General features: G+C 65.2%; 23 protein-coding genes. 8 read left to right on the top strand and 15 right to left on the bottom strand.

Annotated features, from left to right (window positions below):
- Positions 1-97: 97 nt before the first annotated feature.
- Positions 98-316: a hypothetical protein gene (locus tag JQ604_RS06330; RefSeq protein ID WP_212354422.1), complete on the bottom strand. Its 219-nt coding sequence runs from the start codon at positions 314-316 to the stop codon at positions 98-100.
- Positions 317-517: 201 nt separating this feature from the next.
- Between JQ604_RS06330 and JQ604_RS06325 the strand changes: the two genes are divergently transcribed.
- Positions 518-2086, top strand: coding sequence for a carboxylesterase/lipase family protein (locus JQ604_RS06325; RefSeq protein ID WP_212354420.1), 1569 nt, complete (start codon positions 518-520; stop codon positions 2084-2086).
- Between the two features lie 80 nt (positions 2087-2166).
- Here JQ604_RS06325 and JQ604_RS06320 read toward each other — a convergent pair whose 3' ends face one another.
- From JQ604_RS06320 to JQ604_RS06305, 4 genes are read right to left on the bottom strand one after another with little or no spacing between them, the layout of a single operon-like run.
- Positions 2167-2679 (bottom strand): DoxX family protein, encoded by a 513-nt coding sequence (locus tag JQ604_RS06320; protein WP_212354418.1) that lies wholly within the window; start codon positions 2677-2679, stop codon positions 2167-2169.
- A complete protein-coding gene (locus JQ604_RS06315) occupies positions 2676-3458 on the bottom strand; it encodes an HvfC/BufC N-terminal domain-containing protein (protein ID WP_212354416.1) in 783 nt (260 codons plus the stop codon). Before JQ604_RS06315 ends, JQ604_RS06320 begins: the two co-directional genes overlap by 4 nt.
- On the bottom strand, positions 3448-4356 hold the full coding sequence (gene bufB / locus JQ604_RS06310; RefSeq protein WP_212354414.1) for an MNIO family bufferin maturase: 909 nt from the start codon (positions 4354-4356) through the stop codon (positions 3448-3450). Before bufB ends, JQ604_RS06315 begins: the two co-directional genes overlap by 11 nt.
- Before the next feature lie 43 nt (positions 4357-4399).
- Positions 4400-4705 carry a BufA1 family periplasmic bufferin-type metallophore gene (locus tag JQ604_RS06305; RefSeq protein ID WP_212354412.1) on the bottom strand — a complete coding sequence of 102 codons (306 nt, stop codon included), beginning with the start codon at positions 4703-4705 and terminating at the stop codon, positions 4400-4402.
- Between the two features lie 307 nt (positions 4706-5012).
- On the opposite strand from JQ604_RS06305, the gene JQ604_RS06300 reads away from it, so the two are divergent.
- The 3 genes from JQ604_RS06300 to JQ604_RS06290 all read left to right on the top strand — a co-directional run bounded on the left by JQ604_RS06300 (position 5013) and on the right by JQ604_RS06290 (position 10579).
- Positions 5013-7118 (top strand): adenylate/guanylate cyclase domain-containing protein, encoded by a 2106-nt coding sequence (locus JQ604_RS06300; RefSeq protein ID WP_212354410.1) that lies wholly within the window; start codon positions 5013-5015, stop codon positions 7116-7118.
- An 856-nt stretch (positions 7119-7974) separates the two neighbouring features.
- On the top strand, positions 7975-9171 hold the full coding sequence (locus JQ604_RS06295; protein ID WP_212354408.1) for an acetyl-CoA C-acyltransferase: 1197 nt from the start codon (positions 7975-7977) through the stop codon (positions 9169-9171).
- Between the two features lie 109 nt (positions 9172-9280).
- Positions 9281-10579 (top strand): MFS transporter, encoded by a 1299-nt coding sequence (locus JQ604_RS06290; protein ID WP_212354406.1) that lies wholly within the window; start codon positions 9281-9283, stop codon positions 10577-10579.
- Positions 10580-10639: 60 nt separating this feature from the next.
- Here the strand turns inward: JQ604_RS06290 and JQ604_RS06285 are convergent, their stop codons facing one another.
- Both JQ604_RS06285 and JQ604_RS06280 read right to left on the bottom strand, forming a co-directional pair.
- Positions 10640-12199 (bottom strand): acyl-CoA carboxylase subunit beta, encoded by a 1560-nt coding sequence (locus tag JQ604_RS06285; RefSeq protein ID WP_212354404.1) that lies wholly within the window; start codon positions 12197-12199, stop codon positions 10640-10642.
- Positions 12129-13103 carry an IclR family transcriptional regulator gene (locus JQ604_RS06280; RefSeq protein ID WP_212354402.1) on the bottom strand — a complete coding sequence of 325 codons (975 nt, stop codon included), beginning with the start codon at positions 13101-13103 and terminating at the stop codon, positions 12129-12131. Before JQ604_RS06280 ends, JQ604_RS06285 begins: the two co-directional genes overlap by 71 nt.
- 134 nt (positions 13104-13237) lie before the next feature.
- On the opposite strand from JQ604_RS06280, the gene JQ604_RS06275 reads away from it, so the two are divergent.
- The 4 genes from JQ604_RS06275 (at position 13238) to glsA (ending at position 18773) form a co-directional block, all read left to right on the top strand.
- Positions 13238-13459 carry an acetyl-CoA carboxylase biotin carboxyl carrier protein subunit gene (locus JQ604_RS06275; RefSeq protein WP_212354400.1) on the top strand — a complete coding sequence of 74 codons (222 nt, stop codon included), beginning with the start codon at positions 13238-13240 and terminating at the stop codon, positions 13457-13459.
- A 158-nt stretch (positions 13460-13617) separates the two neighbouring features.
- On the top strand, positions 13618-14781 hold the full coding sequence (locus tag JQ604_RS06270; protein ID WP_212354398.1) for a TAXI family TRAP transporter solute-binding subunit: 1164 nt from the start codon (positions 13618-13620) through the stop codon (positions 14779-14781).
- Positions 14782-14827: 46 nt separating this feature from the next.
- Positions 14828-16891 carry a TRAP transporter permease gene (locus JQ604_RS06265; RefSeq protein ID WP_212354396.1) on the top strand — a complete coding sequence of 688 codons (2064 nt, stop codon included), beginning with the start codon at positions 14828-14830 and terminating at the stop codon, positions 16889-16891.
- Positions 16892-16913: 22 nt separating this feature from the next.
- Positions 16914-18773 (top strand): glutaminase A, encoded by a 1860-nt coding sequence (gene glsA, locus JQ604_RS06260; protein ID WP_212354394.1) that lies wholly within the window; start codon positions 16914-16916, stop codon positions 18771-18773.
- 183 nt (positions 18774-18956) lie between these two features.
- On the opposite strand, the gene JQ604_RS06255 is transcribed toward glsA, so the two are convergent.
- The 8 genes from JQ604_RS06255 to JQ604_RS06220 all read right to left on the bottom strand — a co-directional run bounded on the left by JQ604_RS06255 (position 18957) and on the right by JQ604_RS06220 (position 26905).
- Positions 18957-19484, bottom strand: a complete 528-nt coding sequence (locus JQ604_RS06255; protein ID WP_212354392.1) for a carboxymuconolactone decarboxylase family protein — start codon at positions 19482-19484, stop codon at positions 18957-18959.
- A gap of 472 nt (positions 19485-19956) precedes the next feature.
- Entirely contained in the window at positions 19957-20316 is a 360-nt protein-coding gene (locus JQ604_RS06250) for a Zn-ribbon domain-containing OB-fold protein (RefSeq protein ID WP_212354390.1), read from the bottom strand.
- Positions 20316-21449 carry a thiolase family protein gene (locus tag JQ604_RS06245; RefSeq protein ID WP_212354388.1) on the bottom strand — a complete coding sequence of 378 codons (1134 nt, stop codon included), beginning with the start codon at positions 21447-21449 and terminating at the stop codon, positions 20316-20318. The genes JQ604_RS06250 and JQ604_RS06245 overlap by 1 nt, the downstream gene beginning before the upstream one ends.
- 9 nt (positions 21450-21458) lie before the next feature.
- On the bottom strand, positions 21459-22625 hold the full coding sequence (locus JQ604_RS06240) for an acyl-CoA dehydrogenase family protein (protein ID WP_212354386.1): 1167 nt from the start codon (positions 22623-22625) through the stop codon (positions 21459-21461).
- 10 nt (positions 22626-22635) lie between these two features.
- Entirely contained in the window at positions 22636-23832 is a 1197-nt protein-coding gene (locus tag JQ604_RS06235) for a CaiB/BaiF CoA transferase family protein (protein ID WP_212354384.1), read from the bottom strand.
- Positions 23833-24071: 239 nt separating this feature from the next.
- The gene (locus JQ604_RS06230; protein WP_212354375.1) at positions 24072-25241 is read right to left on the bottom strand and encodes an acetyl-CoA acetyltransferase; all 1170 of its coding nucleotides are present in this window, start codon (positions 25239-25241) and stop codon (positions 24072-24074) included.
- Between the two features lie 44 nt (positions 25242-25285).
- On the bottom strand, positions 25286-25936 hold the full coding sequence (eda, locus tag JQ604_RS06225; RefSeq protein ID WP_212354373.1) for a bifunctional 4-hydroxy-2-oxoglutarate aldolase/2-dehydro-3-deoxy-phosphogluconate aldolase: 651 nt from the start codon (positions 25934-25936) through the stop codon (positions 25286-25288).
- Between the two features lie 9 nt (positions 25937-25945).
- Positions 25946-26905, bottom strand: coding sequence for a sugar kinase (locus tag JQ604_RS06220; RefSeq protein WP_212354672.1), 960 nt, complete (start codon positions 26903-26905; stop codon positions 25946-25948).
- Positions 26906-26988: the final 83 nt, after the last annotated feature.

Genomic DNA, 26988 nt, shown 5'->3' with positions numbered 1-26988 from the left:
GAGTCGTATCGCGGAGAGAGCCCCCACCCGGATCGCATCTGCGATGCGATCCGACCTCCCCCGCAAGCGGGAGAGGTGAAGGAAAACCGCCGTAGCGCTACTGCCGCGGCGCCAGCGCGAGCTCCATCAGCGCGATCCGTTGCAGCGCACCGACCTCGCGCTCGCCGTCCTTTGCCGTGCGAAGGATCGATTCCGCGATCGTAGTGATATGCGCGGAGCAGATCGGCTCCGGCAGGGTCGCGACCGAGGAGTCCAGGGCCCGCGCCATCAGCTCGATCACGTCGGGCGAAAATGCAGCATTGGGAAAGTTGTTCATCGGAAAGGCCGCCACGTCACGCACGCACTGCCCACGTCCGAATAACGTTGCAGAAGCGCGCCAGTTCCGGGTGCCGTGCTCCGCGTCGAGCGCCTGACAGGCATAACATCGTGTTAGGGCTGCGGAACAAATGGGTCATTGTCTGACGGGACCGACACGATATCGTTTGCCAAAAGCACAAGAACAGCGGGAAGCGAGACCATGACCCTCAATTCTCTGGCCGGAATGGCAGGCCTCGCGACACTGCTATGTGTGTCGACGCCGTCGCTGGCCGCAGCAGCCGGCCCCGATCTCACGCCGCCGATCGAGATCACCGGCGGCAGCGTGGTCGGCCTCCGCGACAACGGGCTCTCCGTCTTCAAGGGCATTCCGTTCGCAGCACCGCCGGTGCGCGAGCTGCGCTGGAAGGCGCCGGCGCTGGTCGTGCCGTGGAGCGGCGTCCGCATCGCCGATCGCTATTCGCCGATGTGCCTGCAGGCGCTGCGGGCGAAGAACTCCGTGTTCTATCTCGGCGAGGAGCCGAGCAGCGAGGACTGCCTCTATCTCAACGTCTGGTCTCCTGACGTGCGTCCCGATGCCAAGCTGCCGGTGATGGTGTTCATCTATGGCGGCGGCTGGGTGATCGGCTCGGCGTCGCTGCCGCTCTATTCGGGAGAGCATCTGGCGCGCAAGGGCGTCGTCACCGTGTCGATGAACTATCGCGTCGGCGCGCTCGGTTTCCTGGCGCACCCGGAGCTCTCGGCCGAATCGGATCACAAGGCTTCCGGCAATTACGGCCTGCTCGACATGATCGCGGCGCTCAATTGGGTTCGCGACAACATCGCGCGCTTCGGCGGCGATCCCGCCAACGTCACGGTCTACGGCCAGTCCGCCGGCGCAATCGCGATCTCGCTGCTGCAGGCTTCGCCGCTGGCAAAGGGCCTGTTCCATCGCGCCATCGGCGAAAGCGGCGGCTTTGCGCTGGGCGGTCCACCGCCGCCACTGGCCGAAGCCGAGAAGGATGGCGTCAAGCTGATGGACAAGCTGAAGGCGGCTTCGATCAAGGAGCTGCGCGACCAGGGCGGCGACGTCATCACCGCCGCGGGCTTTGCCGCGCGGCCGGTGGTCGACGGCTACGCGCTGCCCAAGCCACCGGCCGAGGTCTACCGCGCCGGCGAGCAAATGCGCGTGTCGGTGCTGGTCGGCTCCAACTCGGATGAAGGCACCGCCTATCCGGTGGCGATGAGCGCCTCAGCCTTCGTCGAGAGCGCCAAGCAGCGCTATGGCGAGCGCGCCGATGCCCTGCTCAAGCTGTATCCCGCATCGACCGAGGACGAAGCCCGCGCCTCCAGCTACGAGCTGCATCGCGATCGCACCTTCGCCTCGGCTGTGCGTGGCTGGGCGCGCGAGCAGTCGCTGATATCGCCGACCTTCTCCTATTATTTCTCGCACGTGCCGCCCTATGCGGCGGGCCTGTCCTACCAGCAGCAATCGCCGGCCATAAAACTCGGCGCCTATCACGGCGCCGAGATGGCTTATGTCTATGGCACGATGGACACGCTGAACTTCAACGGCACGACGCGCAACTGGACCGACGCCGACCGAAAACTGTCGGAGACGATGTCGACCTACTGGGTGAATTTTGCGAAGACCGGCAATCCCAACGGCAATGGCCTGCCGGCCTGGCCGACGTATGACGCCGCGCAGGAGCAGGTGATGCTGTTCGATGAGGCCGTGCACGCGGGCGCGTTGCCGAACAAGGCGAAGCTCGATTTTTTCCTCGGGCAGTAAGTGTAGTAAGCGTAGGGCGGATAGCGCAGCGTAATCCGCCATTCTCGCCGCGACACACAATCGGCGGATTACGCCTACGGCTAATCCGCCCTACGGTCTCCGACCACTCGCCCAATCACATGGTCCAATGCGAAGCGTCCGGGCCCCCAGCACATTATGCCGAGCGCCATCGCGGCCCAGGTGATGTGGACCGGCCAGCCATCAGGCACCGTCAGCTCGACGATGACGGTCATGACGAGCAGGCCGAGTGCGGCGAAGCGCGTGCCGAGGCCGAGCACCAGCAGGATCGGAAACAGGATCTCGCCCGATCCGGACAGGAACGCTGTCGCCGCCGGCGCCGGGAAATGATAGGGGCCGCCCGGCAGATGCAGCATGAACTCGTCGCTGAACAGCGTCACGGCGGTCTCGCTCAGCCTGAGAAATCCATCCCATTTCAGGATGCCGGAGCGCCAGAATGGCACCGCCAGGGCAACGCGCAACGCCAGCTGCGCGATCGAGGGCGAGGCGATCGCCTGCACCAGCCGATTGGCTTTTTCAATGAGATGCACGAGCGACGGGCCATCCGTCATCGTGATGCGTTGCTCCGAGATCATGCTGCATCTCCTGGAAGGACCGATGTGAATGCGCCGGCGTCGATCAGGCCGGCGATACCGGCGGCGATGTCGAAATCGGGCGTCTCGTCCAGCGCACTGGCCGCGGCATCGCCAAGACTGCGCCCGGCGATCAACTCGCTCGCGAATGTCGCGCCGCCCGGCGGCAACAGCCGCACGACGACGTCGAACTCCGGCCGCGTGATCAGCGCGTCTTCCGCCGCCGATGCATCGATGCGGTGCACCGGCCCGTCGGCGCGGTTGGCGGCAAAGATCGTCACGGTCGAGAATGGCGATCGCACGATCCGCACCGCCGGATGCGGCGTCAATGTCAGGCCGGCCAATTGGTCCGGCGCGATTCCAGCGAGCGCGGCCGGCGGAAGCGGGCTGGCATCGGCGGCGTGATAGGCGTCCAGCCAGGCGCGCTCGATCCGTGCGACGTCCGCCAGCCACGGCAGCGCTTGCGCGTGCGGGTAGCGTTCGATGAAGGCCGGAAAGTCGCGGCCATAGTCGAACAGCAGCGGCGAAGTCGGCGGCGTCTCGCGCAGATGGAAGCGCGCCATGGCGCGGAAGAAATCCGCGCCCGTGATGCGCTGCACCGCCGGGTAGATCGCCGCGAGCGCCGCGATCAGGCTGACCGTGACGTTGTTGCGATAGACGTCGTAGCGCCGGGCGGCCGCCTTGCCGTTCGGTCCGGTGACGAGCGACGGTGCCGGCCGTGCCGGATCCAGCAGTGCCGCGGCGAAGTCCGCGGCATAGGAGATGTGCGGCTCAAGCGGCATGACGCGCCCCCGCAGCCTGGTGGCGATCGAGGATAGCTTGGGCGGCTGCAGCCTCGGCGCGCAGGACCGGCCAGTCCGGAATCTGGCTGTCCCACTCGATCAAGGTCGGCACGGCGCCGCGGCGGGCGACGACGATCTCGTACAGCTTCCACACCGCGTCGGACACCGGGCCGTCATGGCTGTCGATCAGCAGCAGCTCACCTTCGTCATCGGCCTGCGCGGCGTGGCCGGCCAGATGAATCTCGCCGACATCAGCGAGCGGAAAATCGGCGAGATAGTCCAAAGCGGAAAAGCCGTGATTGGATGCCGACACGAATACGTTGTTGATGTCGAGCAGCAGGCCGCAGCCGGTGCGCGCGGCGACGCTGCGGATGAAATCCGTCTCGCTCATCGTGGATTCGCGAAACGCGACATAGGTCGATGGATTCTCCAGCAGGATCGGCCGCCGGATCGCCTCCTGCATCTCGTCGACATGATCGCAGACGCGGTCGAGCGTCGCTTTGGTGTAGGGCAGCGGCAGCAGATCGTTGAAGAAGCTGGTCTCATGGGTCGACCACGCCAGATGCTCGGAGACCAGCGCGGGCTGGTAGCGGGCCACGAGCCCGCTGAAGCGCGCAAGATGCGCGCGGTCGAGCGGTGCCGGTCCGCCGATCGACATGCAGACGCCGTGCAGGGAGATCGGATGATCCTTCCGGATCGTTTCCAGCGCGCGGTGCGGCGGCCCGCCGGCGCCCATGTAGTTCTCGGCATGGACCTCGAAGAAGCCGCGCTGCGGCCCGTCTTCGAGGATCGCGGGAAGGTGCTCATGCTTGAAGCTCGTTCCCGCGACGCCGCCGATCGGGAGGGAATAGCGGCGGGGCATGGGCGCAGATGTGAGGGGCCTGATCGCTGCGTTCATGTTGTTCCTCCGCCTCTCCAGCGTCGTGATGGTTGCGTCGATGTCAGACTGGCTTCAACGAGCCCTTCTTGCCGTTCGGCAGATCGATGCTGGCGCAGGTGCCGCCCTGCACGAACTTCCAGGCGTTGCCCTGGAAATCGACCGTCGAGGTGCCCTGGCAGGTGGTGCCGGGTCCGGCGGCGCAATCGTTCTGGCCCTTCAGGGCGACGCCGAAACATTTTTCCTTCTTGGCCGCGGCGGCCGCATCGGCCTCGGCCTTGGTGAGCGGGCCGGCCGCGGCCAGCGTGGCGAGCGCGGTCGAGACGGCGCCGGCGAGAACGAGCGAACTGATGGTGGTCTTGGCAGTCATGAGACTTTCTCCTGTCCGAATTGCAGCGCGTCGCAAGCGGCTGCACGTCGTCTCCTTCGCCACGGGCGTGGCCGCCGTTACCGGGCGACCCCTCACGAGCTCGTGAGACCGTTGAGTGGGAACGCACGGTTGTGCGTCTGGCCGCGGATTAGCGGGCAAGCGGCGGGAAAATTCCAATGCCTTGCCGCTATGAGCACGTTAGCCGGAGGGCATTGGCGCAGGGGAGCGAGTCCTGCGAGACGTAACGATCGGGGTTATCGGGCGTATGGACCGGTAGAGGCACCGTCGTCATAGGGAATCGAAAGCGATGATCGCCGTTCGCAGGCCACCTTCCGGCAAGCAGCTCAGGTCAGTCATCCAACGCCTGACCGTCAGCGTGCGGCTGGCGCTGTCGGCCCTGGTGCTGGTGGCGATCCTGGCGACGGCCGCAGCGTCCAGCCTGCTCTGGTGGCGCACGGCGGAGGCGACCAGCCGGCAGCTCGCCTCGACCATCAACGAGCAGATCGTCGCGGCCGTGCGCAAGGAGGTCGCCGCGATCGTGGACGAGGCGCGCGCCGCGCACACCGCCATCCGCACATTGTTCCTGCAGAACGTGCTCGACACCCGCGAGGCCGACAAGCGCGAGTTCGTCTTCCTGTCGCAGCTGCAGTCCCAGGCCACGATCTCCTGGGTGGCGTTCGGCTGGCCGGACGGCTCGTTCTTCGCCGCCCACAAGCTCGGTGACCGCCGGCTGGAGATGATGGAAATCTCGCTCACCGATCATGCCGGCGAACGCCGGGTCGACGAGTATGACGTGGTGCCGGGCGACATCGAATTCTCCAACCGCCGTTTCGAGCCGACGAACTTTCACGTCGCCGACCGCGCCTGGTTCAAGGCCGGGATCGCGGCCGAGGAGCCGCAATGGTTCAAGGTGACCGATCATCCCACCGGCACACAGCCGTCGATCGCCTATGCCGGGCCGATCGACGTCTATCAGGAACGCCAGGGCGTGCTGGCCGTCATCATCGAGTATTCCAGGCTGGCGCGGTTTCTCGCCCAGCTCGAGGTCGGGCGGACCGGCACGGCTTTCATCTTCGACGGCAACAGCGAGCTGGTGGCTGCGCCGGACAAGGAGGCGGACGAACTGCATCCCGCCGGCGGCGAACAGAAGCTGCTGCCGATCGCGCAGATGGCGCTCGCGCAGGCCGGCGATGACGGGCGCAAGTCGAGCTGGCGGAGCCGGCTGACCTCTGATGGCGCCGCCTATGAGGTTGCGCTCACGCCGCTGCCGTTTCCCGGCTGGTCGCTGGCCACGGTGATTCCCGAAGCGGAGTTCCTCGGTCCGGTCGAGACCACGCTGCGGCGCCTGATCATCGGTCTTGCGGTCGGCGCGGCGCTTGCGGCGTTGGCCTCGGCGCTGCTGGCGCGCTCGGTGATCGCCGCGCCGCTCTCGCGCGTGGTCGGCGAGATCAGGCATGTCGAGAATTTCGCGCTGGAGCAGGTGCGCCGCCAGCCCTCCCGGCTGAAGGAGATCGCGAGCCTGTCGAATGCGATCGCCGAGATGGCCGCGGGCCTCTCCGCGTTCGGCAAGTTCATCCCGGCCGACCTCGTCCGCGCGCTGCTGCGCCAGGGTGTGGAGGCGAAACCGGGCGGCGCCATTGCCGAGCTGAGCGTGATGTTCATCGACATCGCCGGCTTCACCGGCCTGTCCGAGCGGATGGGCGATCGCATCGTGCCGCTGTTGTCGCGCTACCTGGACCTGACCTCGGAAGTCATCGTCGCCAATGGCGGCACCATCGACAAGTTCATCGGCGATGCCGTGATGGCGTTCTGGGGCGCGCCGCAGCCGCAAGCCGATCATGCGCTGCGATGCTGTCGCGCGGCGCTGGCCTGCCAGCGGGCGATCGCGGTGTCAGGCCTGTCTGACGATCTCGGCCGTCCCCTCCAGATCCGGATCGGCATCAATTCCGGTCCCATGCTGGTCGGCAATATCGGCTCCGAGCTGCGGCTGAACTACACCGTGATCGGCGATGCCGTGAATGTCGCGAGCCGGCTCGAGAGCGCCAACAAGATCTACGGCACGCAGATCCTGATCGGCGAGGGCACCGAACGCCTGGCGCGCGGCGGGATCGTCACCCGCGAAGTCGACCGGATCGCGGTCTATGGCCGCGAGGAGGGACTTTGCGCCTATGAGCTGGTCGCTCTTGCCGATGAGAGCGACGCAAGCGGCCACGCATCATGGATGACGCGTCACGAGCAAGGGCTGGCAAGATATCGCGCCCGCGATTTGGCCGGCGCCATCGCGGAGTTCGAAGCGGTGCTGCACGACCGCCCGCAGGATCAGCCGGCGAAACTGCTGCTGGAGCGCTGCAGGGAGATGATCAGCCAAACGCCCGACGACTGGCGTCCGATCGCGGTCCTGAAAACGAAATAGCGTTGCCGCCGCTATGATGCCTGCGCGGGCTCAACCCTGCGCAGGTTTCTCCAGGCTCGCCGCGATGCTCCTGCGGGTTAAGGGTCTGCGCTAAAAATCGAAATTTCCGAATGAAATCAACGCGATTTGCCCTGTCCAGTCCCGCGCACAAAAATATTCCTGTTTTCAGAACTATGAATCGATGGTATGAATGCGCCCATCTCACCCGACACGAGGGGCGCTCGCGAACGCCATGAACGTGGGTGACGATGCGGTGGCCGCTGGGCGTGCAACAGGCGTGTGCGCGCAAGGCGGACGGTGAAGTCGTGTGGGCCTGCCGCCCCGATGCTGGTGGCAAGTTAGCGAGAGGTCCAAAGCCGATCGCGGATGATGGTGGCACAAACGCAGAGTCTCACCAGGGCGAGCACGTATAAGCCGTAAAGCCATCGCGCAGGGAAGGCCGGATGCCTCCGCCGAACCTGTATGCTCGTGCGCGCACTTTTTTTGTGCACATTGCGCATGAGACCGCGGGTGCGGCGTGCACCCGGTCTTCCCTGCGCCCTCGAATTAGAGAGAGGGCGGAACGAGATGGATCACTCGGGCAAATCATGTCGCGAGAATGCGGACACGTACGTTGGTGTCATCCCCGCGAAAGCGGGGATCCAGTACGCCGCGGCCCGTCGGCTCATCACAGCCGTCTCTGGAATACTGGATCACCCGCATCCGCGGGTGATGACACCGTTGGACTGTTTACCTCTCGAATTCGAAATCCGTCATCCGAACACGACAAATTGTCATGCCGGGCTCGGTTGCATTTTTTGCACCGCATCATATGATGATGATAATTCAAAGAATCTCCGACCCAAGGGAGCTCCGCATGGCCGCCACATCCGATCCCGTCGTCATCCTTTCCGCCGCCCGCACGCCGCTCGGCCGCTTCATGGGCGAGTTGTCGCCGCTGGCCGCGCACAAGCTTGGCTCGCATGTGATCGGTGCGGCGCTGAAACGCGCAAAGCTTGCACCGGAGAAGATCGACGAGGTCTTCATGGGCAATGTGCTGCCGGCCGGTCAGGGCCAGGCGCCGGCCCGGCAGGCCGCGCGCGGGGCCAAACTGCCGGATGCGACCGGCGCGACCACCGTCAACAAGGTCTGCGGCTCCGGCATGAAGGCGACGATGCTGGCGCACGACATCATCAAGGCCGGCTCGGCGGAGATCGTGCTGTCCGGCGGCATGGAGAGCATGAGCAACGCGCCGTATCTCCTGCAGAAGGCGCGCGGCGGCTATCGCGCAGGGCATGATCGCATCATCGATCACATGATGATGGACGGGCTGGAGGACGCCTACGAAACCGGACGCTCGATGGGCGATTTCGGCGAGGCCACGGCGGAAGCCTATCAGTTCACCCGCAAGGACCAGGACGCCTATGCGATGGAAACGCTGACCCGCGCCCGCAAGGCCGTCGAGAGCGGCGCCTTCAAGGCCGAGATTGCGCCGATCACTTTGGCCGAGAAAGCCGGCCCACGCATCATCGCCAATGACGAGCATCCGCTGAAGGTCGATCCGGCAAAGATCCCCGGGCTGAAGGCGGCCTTCCGCGCCAACGGCACGATCACGCCGGCCGCCTCCTCCGCCAATGCCGACGGCGCCGCGGCGCTGATCCTCGCCAGGCGATCGCTGGCCGATCGTGACGGGCTGCCCGTGCTGGCCGAGATCAAGGGCCATGCGACCCACAGCCAGGAGCCGCAATGGTTCACGACCGCGCCGATCCCGGCGATCCGAAAGCTGCTCGACAAGGTCGGCTGGAGCGCCGGCGATGTCGACCTGTTGGAGATCAACGAGGCCTTTGCGGTGGTCGCGATGGCCGCGCAGCGCGACCTCGGCATCCCCAGGGACAAGCTGAACGTCAACGGCGGCGCCTGCGCGCTCGGCCATCCCATCGGCGCCACCGGCGCGCGGCTGATCGTGACCTTGCTGCACGCGCTGGAGGCGCAGAATTTGAAGCGCGGCGTCGCGGCACTCTGCATCGGCGGCGGCGAAGCCACCGCGATCGCGGTGGAGCGGCTGACGCACTGACCTTCTTGCGAGTCGGAAAACGAGGGAACTATGTCATTTCAGACGTAGCTCCCTCGTGCTATATCAGGCATTAAGAACAAATCCCTTACTGCTACTGATCCGGGGCAAAATGATCTCGAACTGGCTTGCTTCCACCCTCGCCCGCCGCAACATCCACTACGGCTGGGTGATGGTCGGCGTCACCTTCTTCGCCGCGCTGATCTCGGCGGGCACCGTCGGCGCGCCCGGCGTCTTCATCGTTCCCCTGCAGAAGGAGTTCGGCTGGTCGACCGCGGAGATTTCCTCGGCGCTGTCGATCCGCTTCATCCTGTTCGGGCTGATGGCCCCGTTCGCCGCCGCGCTGCTCAATCGTTACGGCCTGCGCAACATGACGCTGATCGCGCAGCTGGTCGTCATCTCCGGCCTGGTGGCGTCGCTGCTCATGACCCAGGTCTGGCAGCTGATGCTGCTCTGGGGCGTCGTGATCGGGATCGGCACCGGCATGACCGCGCTGGTGCTGGGTGCCACCGTTGCCGCGCGCTGGTTCGTGGCGCGGCGCGGCCTCGTGGTCGGCATCCTCACCGCGAGCGTCGCGACCGGACAGCTGGCCTTCCTGCCGCTGCTCGCGACATTGACCGAACGCTACGGCTGGCGCCTCGCGCTGGCGTTCGTCTGCATCATGCTCGGCGTCGCCGCCTTTGCCGTGCTGATGGTGATGCGCGACCGCCCGAGCGATCTCGGCCTGCGTCCGCTTGGCGATGACGGCACCGCGCCCCTGCCCGCGCCGCCGCCGGCGAATGCACCGATCACGGCGGTCGCGCTCGGCACGCTGCGCGACTCCTCGAAATCATCCGTGTTCTGGATCCTGTTCGCGACCTTCTTCATCTGCGGCGCCTCGACCAACGGCCTGGTCCAGGTGCACCTGATCCCGATGTGCCTCGATTTCGGCATCCCGCAGGTTCAGGCCGCCAGCCTGCTCGCCGCGATGGGCATCTTCGATTTCTTCGGCACCATCATCTCGGGCTGGCTGTCGGACCGCTACGACAATCGCTGGCTGCTGTTCTGGTATTACGGCCTGCGCGGGCTGTCGCTGGTGGCGCTGCCGTTCTCCGACTTCTCGTTCTACGGTCTGTCGCTGTTTGCGATGTTCTACGGCCTCGACTGGATCGCAACCGTGCCGCCGACCGTGCGCCTCACCGCGCAACGCTTCGGCGCCGAACGCGCCAATCTGGTGTTCGGCTGGATCTTCGCCGGCCACCAGCTCGGCGCCGGCATGGCGGCGTTCGGCGGCGGCCTGTCGCGCACGCTCTATGCGAGCTACCTGCCCGCCTTCTTCATCGCCGGCGCGCTCTGCGTGGTCGCCTCGCTGATCGTGCTGGCAATATCGAGGCCGAAGCCGGCGGTGCAGGCGAAGCCGGCTGCGGCATGAAGAGAGCGAATGGTGAGTAGCGAATGGCGAATAGGGAATGTTCTACCCGCTATTCGCCGCTCACGGCCGCGTCGACATGTTGCCCGGCGGCCCCGGCGTGCGGATCGGCTCCGCCAGCCGCGCGAACTCGCAGAGCAGCGAGCGCGTCTTGCGCGGATCGATCACTTCCTCGACCCAGAATTTCTCAGCCGAGCGGAACGGCGAGCGCAGCTTGTTGAGGCGGTCCTCGATCTCCTTCAGCTTCGCCGCCGGATCATCCGCCGCATCGATGTCGGCGCGATAGGCCGCCTCGATGCCGCCTTCGAGCGGCAGCGAGCCCCAATAGGCCGACGGCCAGGCATAGCGCATCGAGAAGCGGTTGGCGGGCTGATGCACCACGCCGGCAACACCGAACGCGTTGCGGATGATGATCGTGCACCACGGCACCGTGCTCTGGTTGACGGCCGCCATCGCCCGCACGCCATGACGGATGGTCGCCGACTTCTCGGCTTCCAGACCGATCATGAAGCCCGGGCAATCCATCAGATAGACCACCGGCAGATGGAAGGTCTCGGCGAAGTCGACCCAGCGCACGACCTTCTGGCAGGCATCCGCGGTCCACGAGCCGCCGTAATGGAAGGGGTCGCTCGCGAGCAGCAGCACCGCCCTGCCCTCGATCCGCGCCAGGCCCGTGATGATCGGCCGGCCGAAATTGGCGGCGACCTCGAAGAACGAGCCCTTGTCGACGACGGCCTCGATGATCGGGCGCATCTTGTAGACCTGCCGGCGATTGCGCGGCACCGCCTTCAAGAGCGACTCCTCGGCGCGCTCGGGATCGTCGGTGCAGGGAATGGTCGGCGGCAGATCGTACACGGAGGACGGCAGATACGACAGGAAGCGCTTCGTACACTCGAACGCCTCCTCCTCCGTCTCCACAGCCTGATCAATCGCGCCGGCGCGCGTCTGGATATCAGCGCCGCCGAGCTCCTGCTTCGTGAGATCCTGACCGAGCCGCTTCACCACCGGCGGACCCGCAACGAACATCGCAGACGCCTTGGTCATCACCGAGTAATGCGTCGCCGCCAGCCGCGCGGCACCGAGGCCTGCGACCGAACCGAGGCCCAGTCCAACGACGGGCACGCGCGCGAGATTCGCCGTCGTGTACCAGTACCAGCGCGTACCCCCGACACCGCCGGGCAGATTGGCCGCGCCGCGGGTCTCGATGGTCTTCACGGAGCCGCCACCGCCGGAGCCTTCGATCACGCGGATGATCGGCAGACGGAAATCGTGCGCCATCTCTTCGGCCATCAGCGGCTTGGCCGAGATCGAGGCGTCGGCCGAGCCGCCGCGCACGGTGAAGTCGTCGCCGACCACGACCACGGTGCGGCCGTCCACCTTGGCGCGGCCGAACACGCAGTTCGCCGGCGTCAGATGTTTCAGCTCGTTGTTGTCGTCATATTCGGCGATGCCGGAGATGGCACCGATCTCGTGGAAGCTCGCCCCGTCGACGAGCTTGTCGATCCGTTCACGAACAGTCAGCCGGCCCTGGTCACGCTGGCGCTTGACCTTGTCAACGCCGCCCATCTCCCGCGCGAAGGCTTCGCGCCGGGCGAGGTCGTCGAGCTCCGGCTTCCAGTTCATTCATGACCTCCGTGACGATCTTGTTGTTGTTATGAGCCGCGACCGACAGCGACTTTCGCTCGATCCTGTTGGTGAAGATGTCGCCGTCGGCGCCTTCGAGCAGGCCGCCCACGGCAGCACCGAGCTCGACCATGATCGGTGCGACTTCCCTGTGCAGCCGCGCCTCGTCATACATCGCCGACAGCAGGCCGATCGTGGTGACGACATAGGTCTGGTACTGCGGCGACCACATCGGTACCGCGACGCCGTTGATGTGCGGGCTCCACAGGCCACAGGCGGTGACGTAGCCATGCTCGCGCAGATGCTGGCGGTTGGTTTCGATGCGCGGCTTCAGGATCTTGGCGCCGTCCGGCATCTCACGCTCCATCTCCGCGATCAGTTGGTCGCCGAGCACGGGATCGAGCGCCGCGGTGTAGGCGTGCCCCGCCGCCGTGGTCGCCATCGAGATGCGGCTGCCGGTCGTCTCGTGCAGCCCGAGCGCGTTCGCGGCGCGGCCATACTCAAGATAGACCATTTGGAAGCGATCGGGGATCACGAAGCCGACGGTACCCGGCAGTTGCTCGGCGACGTCCTGCAGACGCAGCCGGATCAGATTGCGCAGTTGCAGGCCCTTCATCATCGTGGTGCCCATCGCCACCGCGCTCGGCCCGATGCGATATTTCTGATCGCGCGGCAGATAGACCAGCTGCCCCATCCGCGTCAGCGTGTGCGTCAAGCGCGACACCGTCGAGCGCGGCAGGCCGCAGCGATTGGAAATCTCCAGATTGCCAAGCCGCGCCTCATGCCCCTCGAAACACCTGAGCACATCGAAGGCCCGCGACACCACCTGGATGACATCGCCATCGCCAGAGATATCGCTGGCGAGCATTCCCTGACGGCTAAGCCGTTCCGAGCGGCGTCCCATATTGCGTTGCTCCCAATTTCGTTCTGCGGAATATAATTCCACTTGCAGATCAAGCTACCTCAGGCAATCTGCCGCCACAACAAAAAGCCGTTCGCGAGACGAAATTTCTGCAGGGCGGCATTGCGGAGCGCGAAATGCCTGAAATTAAAGTCGTCAGTGAAGTCGCCGGGCGCGTCTGCGCGCTTCCTGTCGAAGCCGGCAGCCATGTCGGCGATGGCGATGAGGTTGCTTTCGTCGAGGCGATGAAGATGGAAATACCGGTGACTTCCACCGCAGCAGGCAAAATCAAGTCGATTCTGGTCAGTGTTGACGATGTCATCGCCGAAGGACAGCCGGTTGCGATCGTCGAGACCTGATTCAAACAGTCATACTTTTCATCCGCGACAATCTGTCCGGTGACGCAGCAGCCCAAATTCAGGGCATGCGTCGGAGGTAGCGTTGCCATCGTGTTTTCACGATGCAATCATTCCAGGCAACAAAAGTTTCGCACAGCGAAACAAAACGGAGGGGAACCATGATCCATCGGCTGATGGCACTTGCGCCAGCCGCGCTCGCCGGCTTGTCCATCTTCGCGGCCCTGCCCGCCCTCGCCGAGGACATCAAGCTCCCGCCGACCATGGCGGTCACCGCCTATGACACCGGCACCGCCGGCTTCAATATCGCGGTCGGCGTCGGCAAGATGATGAAGGACAAATACGGCACCGACGTCCGCGTCCTGCCAGCCGGCAATGACGTGGCGCGCCTTGCGCCGCTTCGTGCGAAACGCGCGGTGTCGTCGGCGATGGGCTCCGGCACCTACTTCGCGCAGGAAGGCGTGTTCGAGTTCGGCGCCAAAGAATGGGGCCCCCAGGCGCTGCAGCTGCTGCTCTCCTCCGTCGACTGCAATTGTGGCTCGCTCGGCGTCGCCGCGGATGCCGGCGTGAAGGAGTTGAAGGATCTGAAAGGCAAGCGCGTCGGCTTCGTGGTCGGCTCGCCCGCACTGAACCAGAACTCGCTCGCGGTGCTCGCCTTCGCCGGCCTCAAGCAAAGCGACGTCAAGATCGTCGAGTTCGCGAGCTACGGCGCGATGTGGAAGGGCCTGATCAACAACGACACCGATGCCGCCTTCGGTACCACCATCACCGGCCCGGCCAAGGAAGCCGAGACCTCGCCGCGCGGCCTGGTCTGGCCGCCGCTGCCCGCCAAGGATACCGAAGGCTGGGCGCGCATGAAGAAGGTCGGCTCGTTCTTCTTCCCGCAAACGGCGACCTGCGGCGCCGGCATCTCGCCGGAGAAGCCGATCGAGCTCGGCAACTATCCCTACCCGATCTTCGTCGCCTACGCCTCGCAGCCCGCCGACCAGGTCTACGCGATCACAAAGGCGATGATCGTCAATTACGACGCCTACAAGGATTCCGCGCCCGGCGCCGGCGGCCTCGCCGCCGACCGGCAGACCAAGAACTGGGTGGTGCCGGTGCATCCGGGCGCCGTGAAGGCGTTGAAGGAGGCCGGGCAATGGACGTCTGAGCAGGAGACGTACAACAACGCGCTTTACAAGCGGCAGGAAGTGCTCGCGGCGGCCTGGAGCGACTACGGCAAATCCAGCCCGCCGTCGGACGACAAGGCGTTCCTCGACGGTTGGATGAAAGCACGCGCGGCAGCGCTTGCGAAAGCCAATATGCCTGATGGCTTCGAGTAGAACCTGCTAATCTGCCGCGAAACAAAGAGCGTTCGGGGGAAGCGTGATGTCCGATAACGCGGCGGCCGCGCCTGCGAAGCGCATTGAATTCGATGACCCGCATGCCGGCATCGGCAACATGCAGGAAGCCGAGGTCACGCGGGTCCGCACGCTGCGGGGCGGCTGGCGCTGGGCCCTGGTCGTCGCCACCGCCGCGACGATCCTGCTCTGCATCAACCAGCAATTCTCGCTGCGCTTCTTCATCGACTACACCCAGCTCAACACCGAGTATTTCTACCTGCTGATCGCGCTGATGCTGCCGTTCACGTTCCTGATCTTTCCGGGAACGGAGTCCGCGCCGCTCAATCGCATCCCCTGGTACGACCTCGTACTGGCCGTGGCGACGTTCGCGGCATCGATCTGGCTGATGCTGAATGTGCGCAAAGCGGCGCAGTTCGGTTGGGAGTCCGACGGTGCGCCGCAGAACGTCATCATCGCCGGCCTCGTGATGTGGGTGATGCTGATGGAGGCGCTGCGCCGCACCGGCGGCTGGAGCCTCTTGCTCAGCGTGCTCCCCTTCACCGTCTATCCGCTGTTCGCCGAAGCCAAATGGCTCGGGCCATTCCGCGGCTCGCAGGTCACGCTCGACCAGGCCACCGCCTACCACGTGCTGTCGGGCGAAAGCCTGCTCGGCATCCCGATCCAGGCCTTTGCCGACACCGTGATCGGCTTCCTCGTGTTCGGCACCGCGCTGATGATGACCGGCGCCGGAAAGTTCTTCATCAACCTCGCGTTTGCGATGTGCGGCACCTTCCGCGGCGGCGCGGCCAAGGTGTGCATCTTTGCGAGCGGCCTGCTCGGCATGATGTCGGGCTCGATCATTTCCAACGTGCTGACCGCCGGCACCATGACCATTCCCGTCATGAAGAAGAGCGGTTTCCGCGCCTCCTACGCCGGCGCGATCGAGGCCTGCGCCTCGACCGGCGCGGTGCTGGCGCCGCCGGTGATGGGCGCGACCGCGTTCGTGATCGCGCAGTTCCTCAATGTCAGCTATGCCGAGGTCGCGGTCGCCGCGATCATCCCGGCTGCGCTCTACTATATCGGCCTGTTCATGCAAGTCGATTCCTACGCCGCGCGCCACGGGTTGAAGGGCATCCCGCGCGCCGAGCTGCCGCGGGTGATGGATACGATCAAGGCCGGCTGGTACTACGTTTTCGTCATCGCGCTGTTGATCGTGATGCTGCTCTACTTCAAGCGCGAGAGCCACGCGCCGTTCTATGCGACCGCGCTGCTGCTGGTGCTGAACCAGTTGTTCTCCAGGGATACGCGCTGGACGCTTGCGACCATCGGCAAGTTCCTCGAGGTCAATGGCCGCACCTTCGTCGAGCTGGTCGGCATCCTCGCCGGTTGCGGCCTCTTGATCGGCGCGTTCTCGATGACCGGCGTGGTGTCGAGCCTTGCCAACGACCTGCTGACGCTCGCCGGCGACAATGCGCTCCTGCTGCTTGCGATGTGCGCCTTCACCAGCCTGATCCTCGGCCTCGGCCTGACCACGACTGCCTGCTACATCTTCCTCGCCATCCTGGTCGCGCCGGCGCTGGAGAAGCTCGGGCTGAACCGCATGGCCGTGCACATGTTCATCTTCTACTGGGGCATGCTGTCGTCGATCACGCCTCCGGTCGCGATCGCCTCGTTTGCCGCGGCCGGCATTGCCGGGTCGCCAGCGATGAAGACGGGCTGGGAATCGATGTGGGTCGGCAGCATCATCTATTTCATCCCGTTCTTCTTCGTGCTGAACCCCGCGCTGGTGCTGCAGGGCCCGAGCCCCTATCTCGCCGGCCTTGGGCTACTCGCGCTCGCCGCCTTTGGCACGCTGTTCATCTGCGGCGGCATCCAAGGCTATCAGGCCTTCGTCGGCGATCTCCGCGGCACCGGGCCGCTGGAATGGCCGCTGCGGGTGCTGCTGGTGATCGGCGGCTTTGTGGTCGCCACGCCCGGCGGCGGGATCAACCCGCTGTCGCAACTGCAGGTGACCTCGATGGGGCTCGCGATCCTCGCGCCGACCGTCCTTGTCGCGCTGTTCATGATCCGCCGGCAATCCCTGGTTCCGAACCAGTTGCGCACGCCCTGAATGCGTTGCACAACAGGCAACGATGAAACAGTCGCCGCCTCCCGTCACCGCCCTGACCATTGATTGGGCGCAATCCAAACCGCCGCTGCTGCGGTTTCTTTGCGAATGCCACGCGGACTACGCCGCTGAGAACGCCGGCGCCGTCGCCAACTACATCCCGGAGCTCGGCAAGGCCGATCCTGGCCATTTCGGCATCAGCCTTGCGACCCTCGACGGCCACGTCTACGAGGTCGGCGACACCAAGGTGCCGTTCACCATCCAGTCGATGTCAAAGCCCTTCGTGTTCGCGCTGGCGCTGGACACGCTGGGTGCAGAGCGGGTGGAAGGCGCGATCGGCGTCGAGCCGTCGGGCGATCCCTTCAACTCGATCCGGCTCAACGCCGAAAACCATCCCTTCAACGCGATGGTCAATGCCGGCGCGATCACCTGCTCCGGCCTGATCCACGCCGCCAAGGGCGACGGCGCATTCGAGTACATCCGCCAGGCGCTCGGCCGCTTCGCCGGCCGCGAACTTGACGTCGATGAGGCGGTCTATGCGTCCGAGAGCGCGACCGGCGACCGCAACCGCGCGATCGCCTATCTGCTGCGCACCAATGGCGTGATCACCGAGAACGTGCCGGCGGTGCTCGACGTCTATTTCCGGCAATGCGCCATCCTCGTCGCCGCGCGCGACATCGCCGTAATGGCCGCGACGCTAGCCAACCGCGGCATCAATCCGCTGACCGAAGAACAGGTGATGACGCCCTACGCCATTGCCCGCACGCTGTCGGTGATGACCTCGTCGGGCATGTACGATTATGCCGGCGAATGGATCTACCGGATCGGGATTCCCGCCAAGAGCGGCGTCGGCGGCGGCATTCTCGCGGCCCTGCCCGCCCGGCTCGGACTGGGCAGCTATTCGCCCAGGCTCGACAAGCACGGCAACAGCGTCCGCGGCATCAAGGTCTGCGAGAAGTTGTCGTCACATTACGATCTGCACATGCTGAACCGCAGCGATGACGCGCGGCACAGCATCATCGCTGACTACAATATCGGCAAGAATCCGTCGCGAAGAGTCCGGCGTCCGCAGGAGCAGGAGGTTCTGGCCAAACACTTTCAGGAGGTCCGCGTCATCGAGCTGGTCGGCACGCTGTCGCTGTCCAATGTCGACTACATCTCGCGGCGTCTCGGCGGCGGGCCGCGCCCGCAATTCGTGATCTTCGACCTGCGACGCGTCACCGCGACGACGCGCGCCGGCGCCCGCCTGGTGGCCGAGGCGTTCCAGGAACTGGCGCATCTCGGCGTCACCGTCGTGCTCGCCGGCATCAAGCGCGGCTCGCGCGAATGGACCACGATCGCCGAATGGACAGCGCGGCTCGGCAACATCAGGGATTTCTATCTGCTCGACGCCGCCATCGAATGGGCCGAGGACCAGATCGTCTACCGCTACGGCGGCTCGATCGATTTCCATGAAACCACCGAGCTTGCCGAACAGCCGCTGCTGGCAGGACTGACCGAGCAGGAGCTGGCCGATCTCACCCCGCTCGGCACGATCAGGACGTACGAACCGAACGAGAAGATCATCGCGGCCGGCGACGATGCGACATCGCTGTTCTTCCTGCGCAGCGGCGTCGTGCATGTGACGCTGCCCGACGGCATCCGGCTCGCGACGCTGACCGCCGGCATGGCATTCGGCGAGATGGCGCTGTTGGAGCCGAAGCGGACGGCTGATGTGCTGGCGGATATGTCGGCCACGGCATTCGAGGTGCCGATCGCCGATTTCGAGCGGTTTCGAACACAACACCCGCGCGCCGGCGAGCGCATCATGCGCAACCTCGCGCAACTGCTTGCCGAGCGGCTGATCATCGCCAATGCGAAGGTGGATCTGCTGACGTCGAGCTGAGCCCCGACTCTCTCATTCCCCTCTCCCCGTTCTTCACGGGGAGAGGGTCAGGGTGAGGGGCTGTTTCCGCATAAAGACTGCAAGTCGGACTCGCGGAAGCTCCCCCTCACCCGGATCGCATTGCATGCGATCCGGCCTCTCCCCGCAGGCGGGGAGAGGCGAAGAGACCCGCGTCAACAAGGCTTAACTGACCACTTCCGTCACCGGCTGCAGATCGATCTCGAACGTCTCGAGAAACTTCGACGTCATGATGTAGAAGCCGACTGAGAGCTGCAGCTCGATCAGCGCGGCCGGCGTCAGCTTTGCGGCGATCGCCTTGAAGGTCGCATCCGTCGGCTTGTGCAGCTTGACGATCTCGTCGGTGAAGGCGAGCGCGGCGCGCTGCACTTCGTTGAAGCAGGAGGCGGCCTGCCAGTTCTCCAGCGCCTCGTTCTGCTCGTCGGTGACGCCGACATTCTTGCCGATGCGCTTGTGCGCGACGATTTCGTAGGGCGCTTCGCAGAGAATGCCGGTGCGGGTGATCGCAAGTTCGCGCACGACGGGATCGAGCTCGCCCTTGTGGCGGATCGCGCCGCCGAGCCGACAGTACTGCTCAAAATAGCTCGGCGAATGCGCCATCATGCGGAAGATGTTGGCGTTGCGGTTCTTGTCGAGGATCTCGCGTGTGCGCGGGTTCGCCTTCGCGGGATCGGAATATTCGATACGGGCCATTGCCTCACCTTGATCGCTTCTCGGGGGTTCCACCGACACTAGTCCCGCCCCGTCGCGGGAGCAACACGGCCGAGTCAAATTGCCGCCGCAATGATGTACAGACTGACAGCGTCGATATTCGCCGAGTGGGGACTCATCAAAGCGAATACTCGACGCGGGGTGTTCCGAGTACAAAATCTGGCCGTCTTGCGCGCGGTTCGCGCAGCGATGAGTCACGCCCGAGGTCTAGGGAGAACGCATGAAGGAAGCCACCAAGAGGGCGGCCTCGGAGGCGCTTGCGCAAATGCTGGCGGTGACGGCAATGCTCGTCATCGCCAGCGTCATCTTCTACTGGCACTAAAGCATGATCTGGAAAAGTGTGTAGCGGTTTTTCCGACAAGATCATGCTCAAACAAGAGAACTCCGCAGCTTGAGGGGCCGAAGCGAAAAGTCCGGGGGGCAGGTTCAGCGTACCGGACTCTCGTCAGGCCCCTCACTTCGCTTTTGCGAAATAGGGAACCAGCCGTCCCGCGAACTGCGTGAAGCGCGCGTTGACCTCGTCGCCGATGGCGAGGTCATTGTCGCCATGGGCCATCATCCGAAATCCCTCGGCGGTGTCGACCAGCACGATGTTGTACGGCACATGCGCGCGCGTCTCCGGTGTGGCGGCGCGGCAGACCAGCGATGTCGCGTAGACCTTCCCTGCCCCGCTGGCGCGATTCTCGGTGAGCTCCGTCGAACCGCAGGCCGCGCAAAAGCTGCGCCGGAAATATTGCCGCGCGCCGCAGGTCTTGCAGCCTTGATAAACGATGGCTTCAGCGCCCTTGGTCCAGTCGGCAATCTCTTCGGTCATCACACGCGCTCCAGGAACATGCTGACATGCGACGACAGCACGCCGCCGTCGCCATGCAGCAGCGCGATCGAGGCGTCGCGGACCTGACGGTTTTCCGCGCGCCCCGTCATCTGCAGATGCGTCTCGACCAGATGCGCCATCGCGCCGCCGACGCCGCAATGGCCGTAGCTGAGCAGCCCGCCATGGGTGTTGAGCGGCATCTCGCCGTCTTGATTGAAGTAGCCGGCCCGCACGCGCGCGGCCGCCTCGCCGCGTTTGGCGAGGCCGAGGTCTTCCAGCAGCATCGCCAGCGTGATGGTAAAGCTGTCGTAGACAGCGGCGTAGCAGACGTCCGAAATCGAAAGGCCTGATGCCTGCTTCGCCTTGGCGATGGAGATCTCCGCGCCGAGGTCGCTGAGCGCCGGGGCTGCCGTGACATGCTGATGCGTATGCGCCTGCGCGCAGCCACGTACACGGACGCGGCGCTCGCTGGTCGCCTCCCGGCTGATCACGAACGCGGCGCCACCGTCGGACACCGGGCAGCAGTCGAGCAATTTGAGCGGCATCGCCACCGGCTTCGACGCCATGACATCGGCCACGGTGATCGGCTCGTGGAATTGGGCACCCGGATGGCTCAGCGCGTGCTTGCGCATCAGCACGGCGAATTCGGCGAGGTCTTCCTGGGTGACACCGTATTCATGCATGTAGCGGCTTGCGACCAGGCCGTAATAGGCGGGAATGGTCGGCCCCAGCGTCACCTCGTAGTCGGGATGGCCGACCTGCGCCAGCGCCTGGATCGAGGCATCGCGGCTCTGCCCGGTCAGGCGGTTCTCGCCGCCGACAATGAGCACATGCTTTGCGATGCCGGCGTCGACCAGATGATGCGCCAGCATGGTCATCGCGAGCCCCGTGGCACCGCCGACCTGCACGGCGTGCGCATAGGACGGACGAATGCCAAAGTGTTCGGCGAAGACAGTGGCCAGCATGATATGCGGCGAGACGGTGGAATAGCCGCAGAGCACGCCGTCGATCTCGCTTCGCTTCAGCCCGGCATCCGCGATCGCAAGCTCGGCCGCCCTGCTCATCAGGTCGAGCGAGGACGAGCCTCCGTGCTTTCCGTACGATGTGAGGCCGACGCCGGTGACGAAGCTCATCGCGTTTCCTCAGTACGACTTCGGAAGGCCGAGCACCTTCTCGCCGATGAAGCTGAGGATCAGCTGCGGGCTGATCGGCGCGATACGCGGGATCAGCGATTCCCGCAGGTAGCGCTCCACATGATATTCCTTGGCATAGCCGAAACCGCCATGGGTCATCACCGCCTGCTCGCAGGCATGGAAGCCGGCTTCGGCCGCGAGATATTTTGCGGCGTTGGCGGCAGGCCCGCATGGCAGGTTCTGGTCGTATTGCCACCCCGCACGCAGCACCATCAGCCAGGCAGCCTCGAGCTCCATCCAGCTCTTCGCCAAGGGATGCTGGATCGCCTGGTTCATGCCGATCGGACGGTTGAACACGATGCGGCCTTTGGCGTATTCGGACGCCCGCTTCAGCGCGACCTGGCCGAGACCGACGGCTTCGGCCGCAATCAGGATGCGCTCGGGGTTCATGCCGTGCAGGATGTATTCGAAGCCGCGGCCTTCCTCGCCGATGCGGTCCTCGACCGGAATCTCGAAATTCTCGAAGAACAGCTCGTTGGAGTCGACCGGCTTGCGGCCCATCTTCTCGATCTCGTGCACGGTGACGCGCTTGCGGTCGAAGTCGGTGTAGAACAGGCTTAAGCCGTGGGTCGGGCTGCGCACCTCCTCCAGCGGCGTGGTGCGCGCCAGCAGCAGGATCTTGTTGGCGACTTGGGCGGTCGAGATCCACACCTTCTGGCCGTTGACGATGTATTTGTCGCCCTGCCGCACCGCGCGGGTCTTGAGCTGCGTGGTGTTGAGGCCGGTGTTGGGCTCGGTCACGGCAAAGCAGGATTTGTCACGGCCGTCGATGATCGGCGGCAGCATGCGCCGGCACTGTTCCTTGGTGCCGAACACGGCGACGGGGTTGAGCCCGAACACGTTCATATGCACGGCCGACGCGCCGGACATGCCGGCACCGGATTCCGCGATCGTGCGCATCATGATCGCAGCGTCGGTGATCCCGAGGCCGGAGCCGCCATATTCCTCGGGGATGCAGATGCCGAGCCAGCCGGCATCGGCCAGCGCGCGGTGGAAGTCGGAAGGGAAACCGCCCTCCTTGTCCTTCTTCAGCCAGTAGGCGTCGTCGAAGCGCGAGCAAATCTTGGCGATGGCATCGCGGATCGATTCCTGGTTGGCGGAGAGTGCGAAATCCATCGGCATATCCTCAGGTAGGCGTTTTGGTGACGCCGTCGCGCAGCATCTCGGCAATTTCGTCGGGCGAGTAGCCGGCCTCAAGCAGGATCGGCTCGCTGTGCTCGCCGAGGCGCGGTGCCAGCCGCTGAGGTTCGGCCTTGGTCTCCGACCAGCGCGCCGACACCTTCATGTTGCGGATGCGGCCCTCGGTCGGATGATCGGTGACGGGAAACACATCGGTCGCGACGATATGCGGATCTTCCAGCAGGCTTTCGAGATCATGCATCGGCATGACCGGCACGTCGGCCTTCTCCAGGATCGCGCTCCATTCCGCCGTGCTCTTGGTCTGCAGGATGCGCGCAAGCTCGGCATAGACGGTATCGATATTATTGGCGCGGCCGGCGAATGTCGCAAACTTCGGATGGCTGCGGAGATCGTCGCGGCCGGTCGCGTCGAAGAAGTTCGCCCACTGCTTGTCGTTGTAGACGATCACGCAGATGTAGCCGTCCGAGGTCTTGTAGGGCCGCCGGTCCGGCGAGAGATGGCGGGCGTAGCCGCCCTTGTCGAGCGGCGGATCGTAGGTGAGGCCGCCCATGTGGTCGCCCATCACGAAGCCCGCCATGGTCTCGAACATGGGGATGTCGACGCGCTGGCCCTGCCCGGTCCTGTCGCGATGCACGAGGCTGGCGCAGATCGCGCCGACAGCGGTGAGGCCGACGATGCGATCGACCAGTGCGTTCGGCACATAGCGCGGCACGCCGTCACTCGTCTGCGCCATCAGCGCCGGCAGCGCGGTGGCACCCTGGATCAGATCGTCATAGGCGGGTTTTGCGGCATAGGGCCCCTCCTGGCCGAAGCCGAACACCCCGGCATAGATCAGCCGCGGATTGATCTTCGAGACCACGTCATAGCCGAGTTGCAGCCGCGCCATCGCCTGCGGGCGGACATTGTAGACCAGCACATCGGCATTCGCGATCAGCCGCAGCACGGCCTCGCGGCCGGCCGGCTTCTTCAGATCGAGACAGATCGAGCGCTTGCTGCGGTTGGTGTTGAGGAACACAGGCCCCATGCCAGGGTGCCGCGTCGGGCCGATCTGCCGCGTCACGTCGCCGTCGAGCGACTCCACCTTGATGACGTCGGCGCCGTAGTCGCCGAGCATCTGGGTGGCATAGGGTCCCATCAGCACGGTCGTCATGTCGACGACCTTGATGCCCTCAAGTGGTCCCATCGTCCTGTTCGCTCCCGGATATGTTACTTACTTGAAACCAAGTAACGGGAGGATTTTGCCGAGATCAAGCGGCGCCCGGCGTATGGGCGTATGCGTGACGCTGCGGCGCGCGCAAATCCCGTAGGGTAGGCAAAGGAGCGAAGCGACGTGCCCACCATCGCGAGCACGCCGAGAAAGGTGGGCACGGCGCTTCGCGCCTTTGCCCACCCTAGCACCGCGTCGGTCGTCGCGCCTCGCGCCTACTTCGCAGGCTCCAGGATCGACACGTAGTTGGCGACTGCGGCGCCGCCCATGTTGAAGATGCCGCCGATCTGCGCGCTCTTCAGCTGCATGCCCTCGGGCGCCTGGCCGGCGAGCTGCATCGCGGTCATCACATGCATGGAGACGCCGGTGGCGCCGATCGGGTGGCCCTTGGCCTTCAGGCCGCCGGACGGATTGACCGGCAGCTTGCCGTCCTTCTGGGTCCAGCCTTCCATGATCGCGCGCGCGCCCTGTCCCTTCGGCGTCAGGCCCATCGCTTCATATTCGATCAGCTCGGCGACGGTGAAGCAGTCGTGGGTCTCGACAAAGGAGAGATCAGAGAGCTGCAGGCCGCCCTTCTGCAGCGCCTTCTGCCACGCGGTGGTGCAGCCTTCGAACTGCAGGATATCGCGCTTCGACATCGGCAGGAAATCCTGCGCATGCGCGGTGGCGCGGACATTGACCGCCTTGCCCATGGACTTGGCGGTCTCGGCATCGGTCAGCACGAGTGCTGCGGCACCATCGGACACCAGCGAGCAGTCGGTGCGCTTCAAGGGACCGGCGACGAACGGGTTCTTCTCGCTCTCGGCGCGGCAGAACTCGAAGCCGAAGTCCTTGCGCATCTGGGCAAAGGGATTGGCAACGCCGTTCTTGTGGTTCTTGGCGGCGATCATCGCCAGCGCATCGGACTGGTCGCCGTATTTCTGGAAATAGGCCTGCGCGATCTTGCCGAACACGCCGGCGAAGCCGCCGACGGTGTCGCCGTCCTCGGGCAGATAAGATGCTTTCAAGAGGTTCTTGCCGATCTCCGGGCCCGGCGTGCGCGTCATCTGCTCGACGCCGACGACGAGCACGAACTTGGCAGCGCCGACCTCGATGGCGCGGATGCCCTGATGCACGGCGGCAGATCCCGTGGCGCAGGCGTTCTCGACGCGGGTCGCCGGTTTGAAGCGCAGCGCCGGATCGGCCTGCAGCACCAGCGAGGCGGTGAAATCCTGCTGCGAGAAGCCGGCGTTGAAATGGCCGAGCATGATCTCGTCGACGTCGGCGGCGGAAATGCCGGCGTCCGCCAGCGCCTCGGTGGCGACCTTCACCACCAGGCTCTCAACCGTCTCCGCGTCGAATTTGCCAAACGGCGTATGCGCCCAACCGACGATGCTGGCAGTCATGATCTTCTCCCTGATCCTGTTTCAGGGAGTTATGTAACCCATCTTCAAGCGGCTTTCAGCGATTTCATCGTGCGCGCGCAAATGGCTGTTATGCCGTCCCAATTGCCGGATCGGATCTCCGCCGTCGGGCACAGCCAGGAACCGCCGACCGCCAGCACGTTGGGCTCGGCAAGCCAGGTCGCGGCGTTGTTTTCCCCGATGCCGCCGGTCGGGCAGACCCGGACGTTCGGGAACGGCCCAGCCAGCGCCCGCAGTGCCTTGATACCGCCGGCCTGCTCGGCCGGGAAGAATTTGACCACGTCAAGACCGTGCGCCAGCGCCTGCATCAGCTCAGACGCCGTGGCGATGCCCGGCGCGAACGGCAGCTTGCTGGCGGCGGCAGCCTTCAGCAACTCCGGCGTCGCGCCCGGGCTGATGCCGAACTTGACGCCGAGCGCCTCGGCGCGGGCGAGATCGTCGCCATTGAGGATGGTGCCGATGCCGACGATGGCGTCGGGCACCTCGGCCATGATCGCCTTCGCGGCATCGATCGCGACCGCCGTGCGCAGCGTCACCTCGAGCGTTTTCACCCCGCCGGCGACCAGCGCCTTCGCCAGCGGCACCGCATGCTCGAGCTTCTCGATGGTCAGCACCGGAATCACGGTCGCCTGCCGGATCAGCGCGGCCATCTGGTCCTGTTTCGATGTCGTCGTCATTGGGAAGCCTTATTGAGAAGCCTTGCGGGAGGTTGAAGAGCGCGCCGCCTTCTTGGGCGGCATGGCGTAGCGTGGAATGATCGCACCGGGATAACTCACGACGACGCCGGCGAGACGATGGCCGGCGCGCGCCGCCTCCTCCGGCTCCGCACCGCCGAGGCGGGCTGCGAGATAGGCCGCGGCGAAACTGTCGCCGGCCGCGGTGGTGTCGACGACGGGCTTGGTCAGGGGCTCCGCCCTCACCTCGGCCGAACCGCCGAGATGACGGAGAATGCAGGTCGGCTCGGAAAGCTTGAGCACCACTTCGGGGGTCGATATCCCGGCAAGCAGCGTCTCGTTGCTTTCATCGGGATAGAGCGGCAGCAGATCCTCGGTCGAGGCCAGCACGATGTCAGCAGCTTCGAACGCAGAGCTGAAGACACGGCGCGCAACCGCGAGGTCCGGCCAGCCGCGGGCGCGGAAATTGGTGTCGAACGCAAAGCGCGTGCCGAGCAAACGCGCGCGCTTGAGCGCAGCGATCAGGCGAGCGCGGCCGTCGTCGGTCAGGATCGAGAGCGTGATCGCCGAGAGATAGACGAGATCGTAACTGCCGAGCGAGTTGAGGATGTCGTCGGTCTCGGGCAGATCCATCATGCTGCGGGCTGCCGCACTGTCGCGCCAGTGGAAGAAGCGCCGCTCGCCCTTGTCGTCGGTCTGGATCATGTAGAGGCCCGGCAGCTTGCCGGGCAGCCGCGCCACGCGCTTGGTACCGATGCCCTCGGCCGCCCAGCCCGCGATCATCTCGTCGCTCAGCGCGTCGTCACCGAGCGCGGTGACGTAGTCGACGTCGGCGCCGAGCCTCGACATGTAGAGCGCGGTGTTGAGGGTGTCGCCGCCCCAGCCGCGCGAATACAGGCTGCCGCCCTGCCCACCCCCCTGGGCCTGGCGCAGCTCGATCATGCATTCGCCGATACAGGCGACCCGCGTCATCATCACCACCGCGTCCTGGATTAGAGCGTTTTCAAGCGAAGTGGACACCGGTTCGCGTGAAGAAAACGCGTCAAAAAAAGAAG

The organism is Bradyrhizobium jicamae, from assembly GCF_018130695.1.
In the GTDB taxonomy this organism is placed as follows: Bacteria; Pseudomonadota; Alphaproteobacteria; order Rhizobiales; family Xanthobacteraceae; genus Bradyrhizobium; species Bradyrhizobium jicamae_B.
Note: the sequence above shows the minus strand (reverse complement) of the source record. Positions and strands in the feature narration are given on the sequence as shown.

Excerpts from the sequence above, each read along its gene's own strand:
- JQ604_RS06255 (WP_212354392.1), bottom strand. The coding sequence starts at position 19,484 with ATGGCCCGTATCGAATATTCCGATCCCGCGAAGGCGAACCCGCGCACA.
- JQ604_RS06290 (WP_212354406.1), top strand. The coding sequence starts at position 9,281 with ATGATCTCGAACTGGCTTGCTTCCACCCTCGCCCGCCGCAACATCCAC.
- JQ604_RS06325 (WP_212354420.1), top strand. The coding sequence starts at position 518 with ATGACCCTCAATTCTCTGGCCGGAATGGCAGGCCTCGCGACACTGCTA.
- JQ604_RS06230 (WP_212354375.1), bottom strand. The coding sequence starts at position 25,241 with ATGACTGCCAGCATCGTCGGTTGGGCGCATACGCCGTTTGGCAAATTC.
- JQ604_RS06275 (WP_212354400.1), top strand. The coding sequence starts at position 13,238 with ATGCCTGAAATTAAAGTCGTCAGTGAAGTCGCCGGGCGCGTCTGCGCG.
- JQ604_RS06265 (WP_212354396.1), top strand. The coding sequence starts at position 14,828 with ATGTCCGATAACGCGGCGGCCGCGCCTGCGAAGCGCATTGAATTCGAT.
- JQ604_RS06280 (WP_212354402.1), bottom strand. The coding sequence starts at position 13,103 with ATGGGACGCCGCTCGGAACGGCTTAGCCGTCAGGGAATGCTCGCCAGC.
- JQ604_RS06270 (WP_212354398.1), top strand. The coding sequence starts at position 13,618 with ATGATCCATCGGCTGATGGCACTTGCGCCAGCCGCGCTCGCCGGCTTG.
- JQ604_RS06295 (WP_212354408.1), top strand. The coding sequence starts at position 7,975 with ATGGCCGCCACATCCGATCCCGTCGTCATCCTTTCCGCCGCCCGCACG.
- JQ604_RS06220 (WP_212354672.1), bottom strand. The coding sequence starts at position 26,905 with ATGACGCGGGTCGCCTGTATCGGCGAATGCATGATCGAGCTGCGCCAG.
- JQ604_RS06315 (WP_212354416.1), bottom strand. The coding sequence starts at position 3,458 with ATGCCGCTTGAGCCGCACATCTCCTATGCCGCGGACTTCGCCGCGGCA.
- JQ604_RS06330 (WP_212354422.1), bottom strand. The coding sequence starts at position 316 with ATGAACAACTTTCCCAATGCTGCATTTTCGCCCGACGTGATCGAGCTG.
- glsA (WP_212354394.1), top strand. The coding sequence starts at position 16,914 with ATGAAACAGTCGCCGCCTCCCGTCACCGCCCTGACCATTGATTGGGCG.
- JQ604_RS06320 (WP_212354418.1), bottom strand. The coding sequence starts at position 2,679 with ATGATCTCGGAGCAACGCATCACGATGACGGATGGCCCGTCGCTCGTG.
- bufB (WP_212354414.1), bottom strand. The coding sequence starts at position 4,356 with ATGAACGCAGCGATCAGGCCCCTCACATCTGCGCCCATGCCCCGCCGC.
- JQ604_RS06305 (WP_212354412.1), bottom strand. The coding sequence starts at position 4,705 with ATGACTGCCAAGACCACCATCAGTTCGCTCGTTCTCGCCGGCGCCGTC.
- JQ604_RS06285 (WP_212354404.1), bottom strand. The coding sequence starts at position 12,199 with ATGAACTGGAAGCCGGAGCTCGACGACCTCGCCCGGCGCGAAGCCTTC.
- JQ604_RS06250 (WP_212354390.1), bottom strand. The coding sequence starts at position 20,316 with ATGACCGAAGAGATTGCCGACTGGACCAAGGGCGCTGAAGCCATCGTT.
- JQ604_RS06300 (WP_212354410.1), top strand. The coding sequence starts at position 5,013 with ATGATCGCCGTTCGCAGGCCACCTTCCGGCAAGCAGCTCAGGTCAGTC.
- eda (WP_212354373.1), bottom strand. The coding sequence starts at position 25,936 with ATGACGACGACATCGAAACAGGACCAGATGGCCGCGCTGATCCGGCAG.
- JQ604_RS06245 (WP_212354388.1), bottom strand. The coding sequence starts at position 21,449 with ATGAGCTTCGTCACCGGCGTCGGCCTCACATCGTACGGAAAGCACGGA.
- JQ604_RS06235 (WP_212354384.1), bottom strand. The coding sequence starts at position 23,832 with ATGGGACCACTTGAGGGCATCAAGGTCGTCGACATGACGACCGTGCTG.
- JQ604_RS06240 (WP_212354386.1), bottom strand. The coding sequence starts at position 22,625 with ATGGATTTCGCACTCTCCGCCAACCAGGAATCGATCCGCGATGCCATC.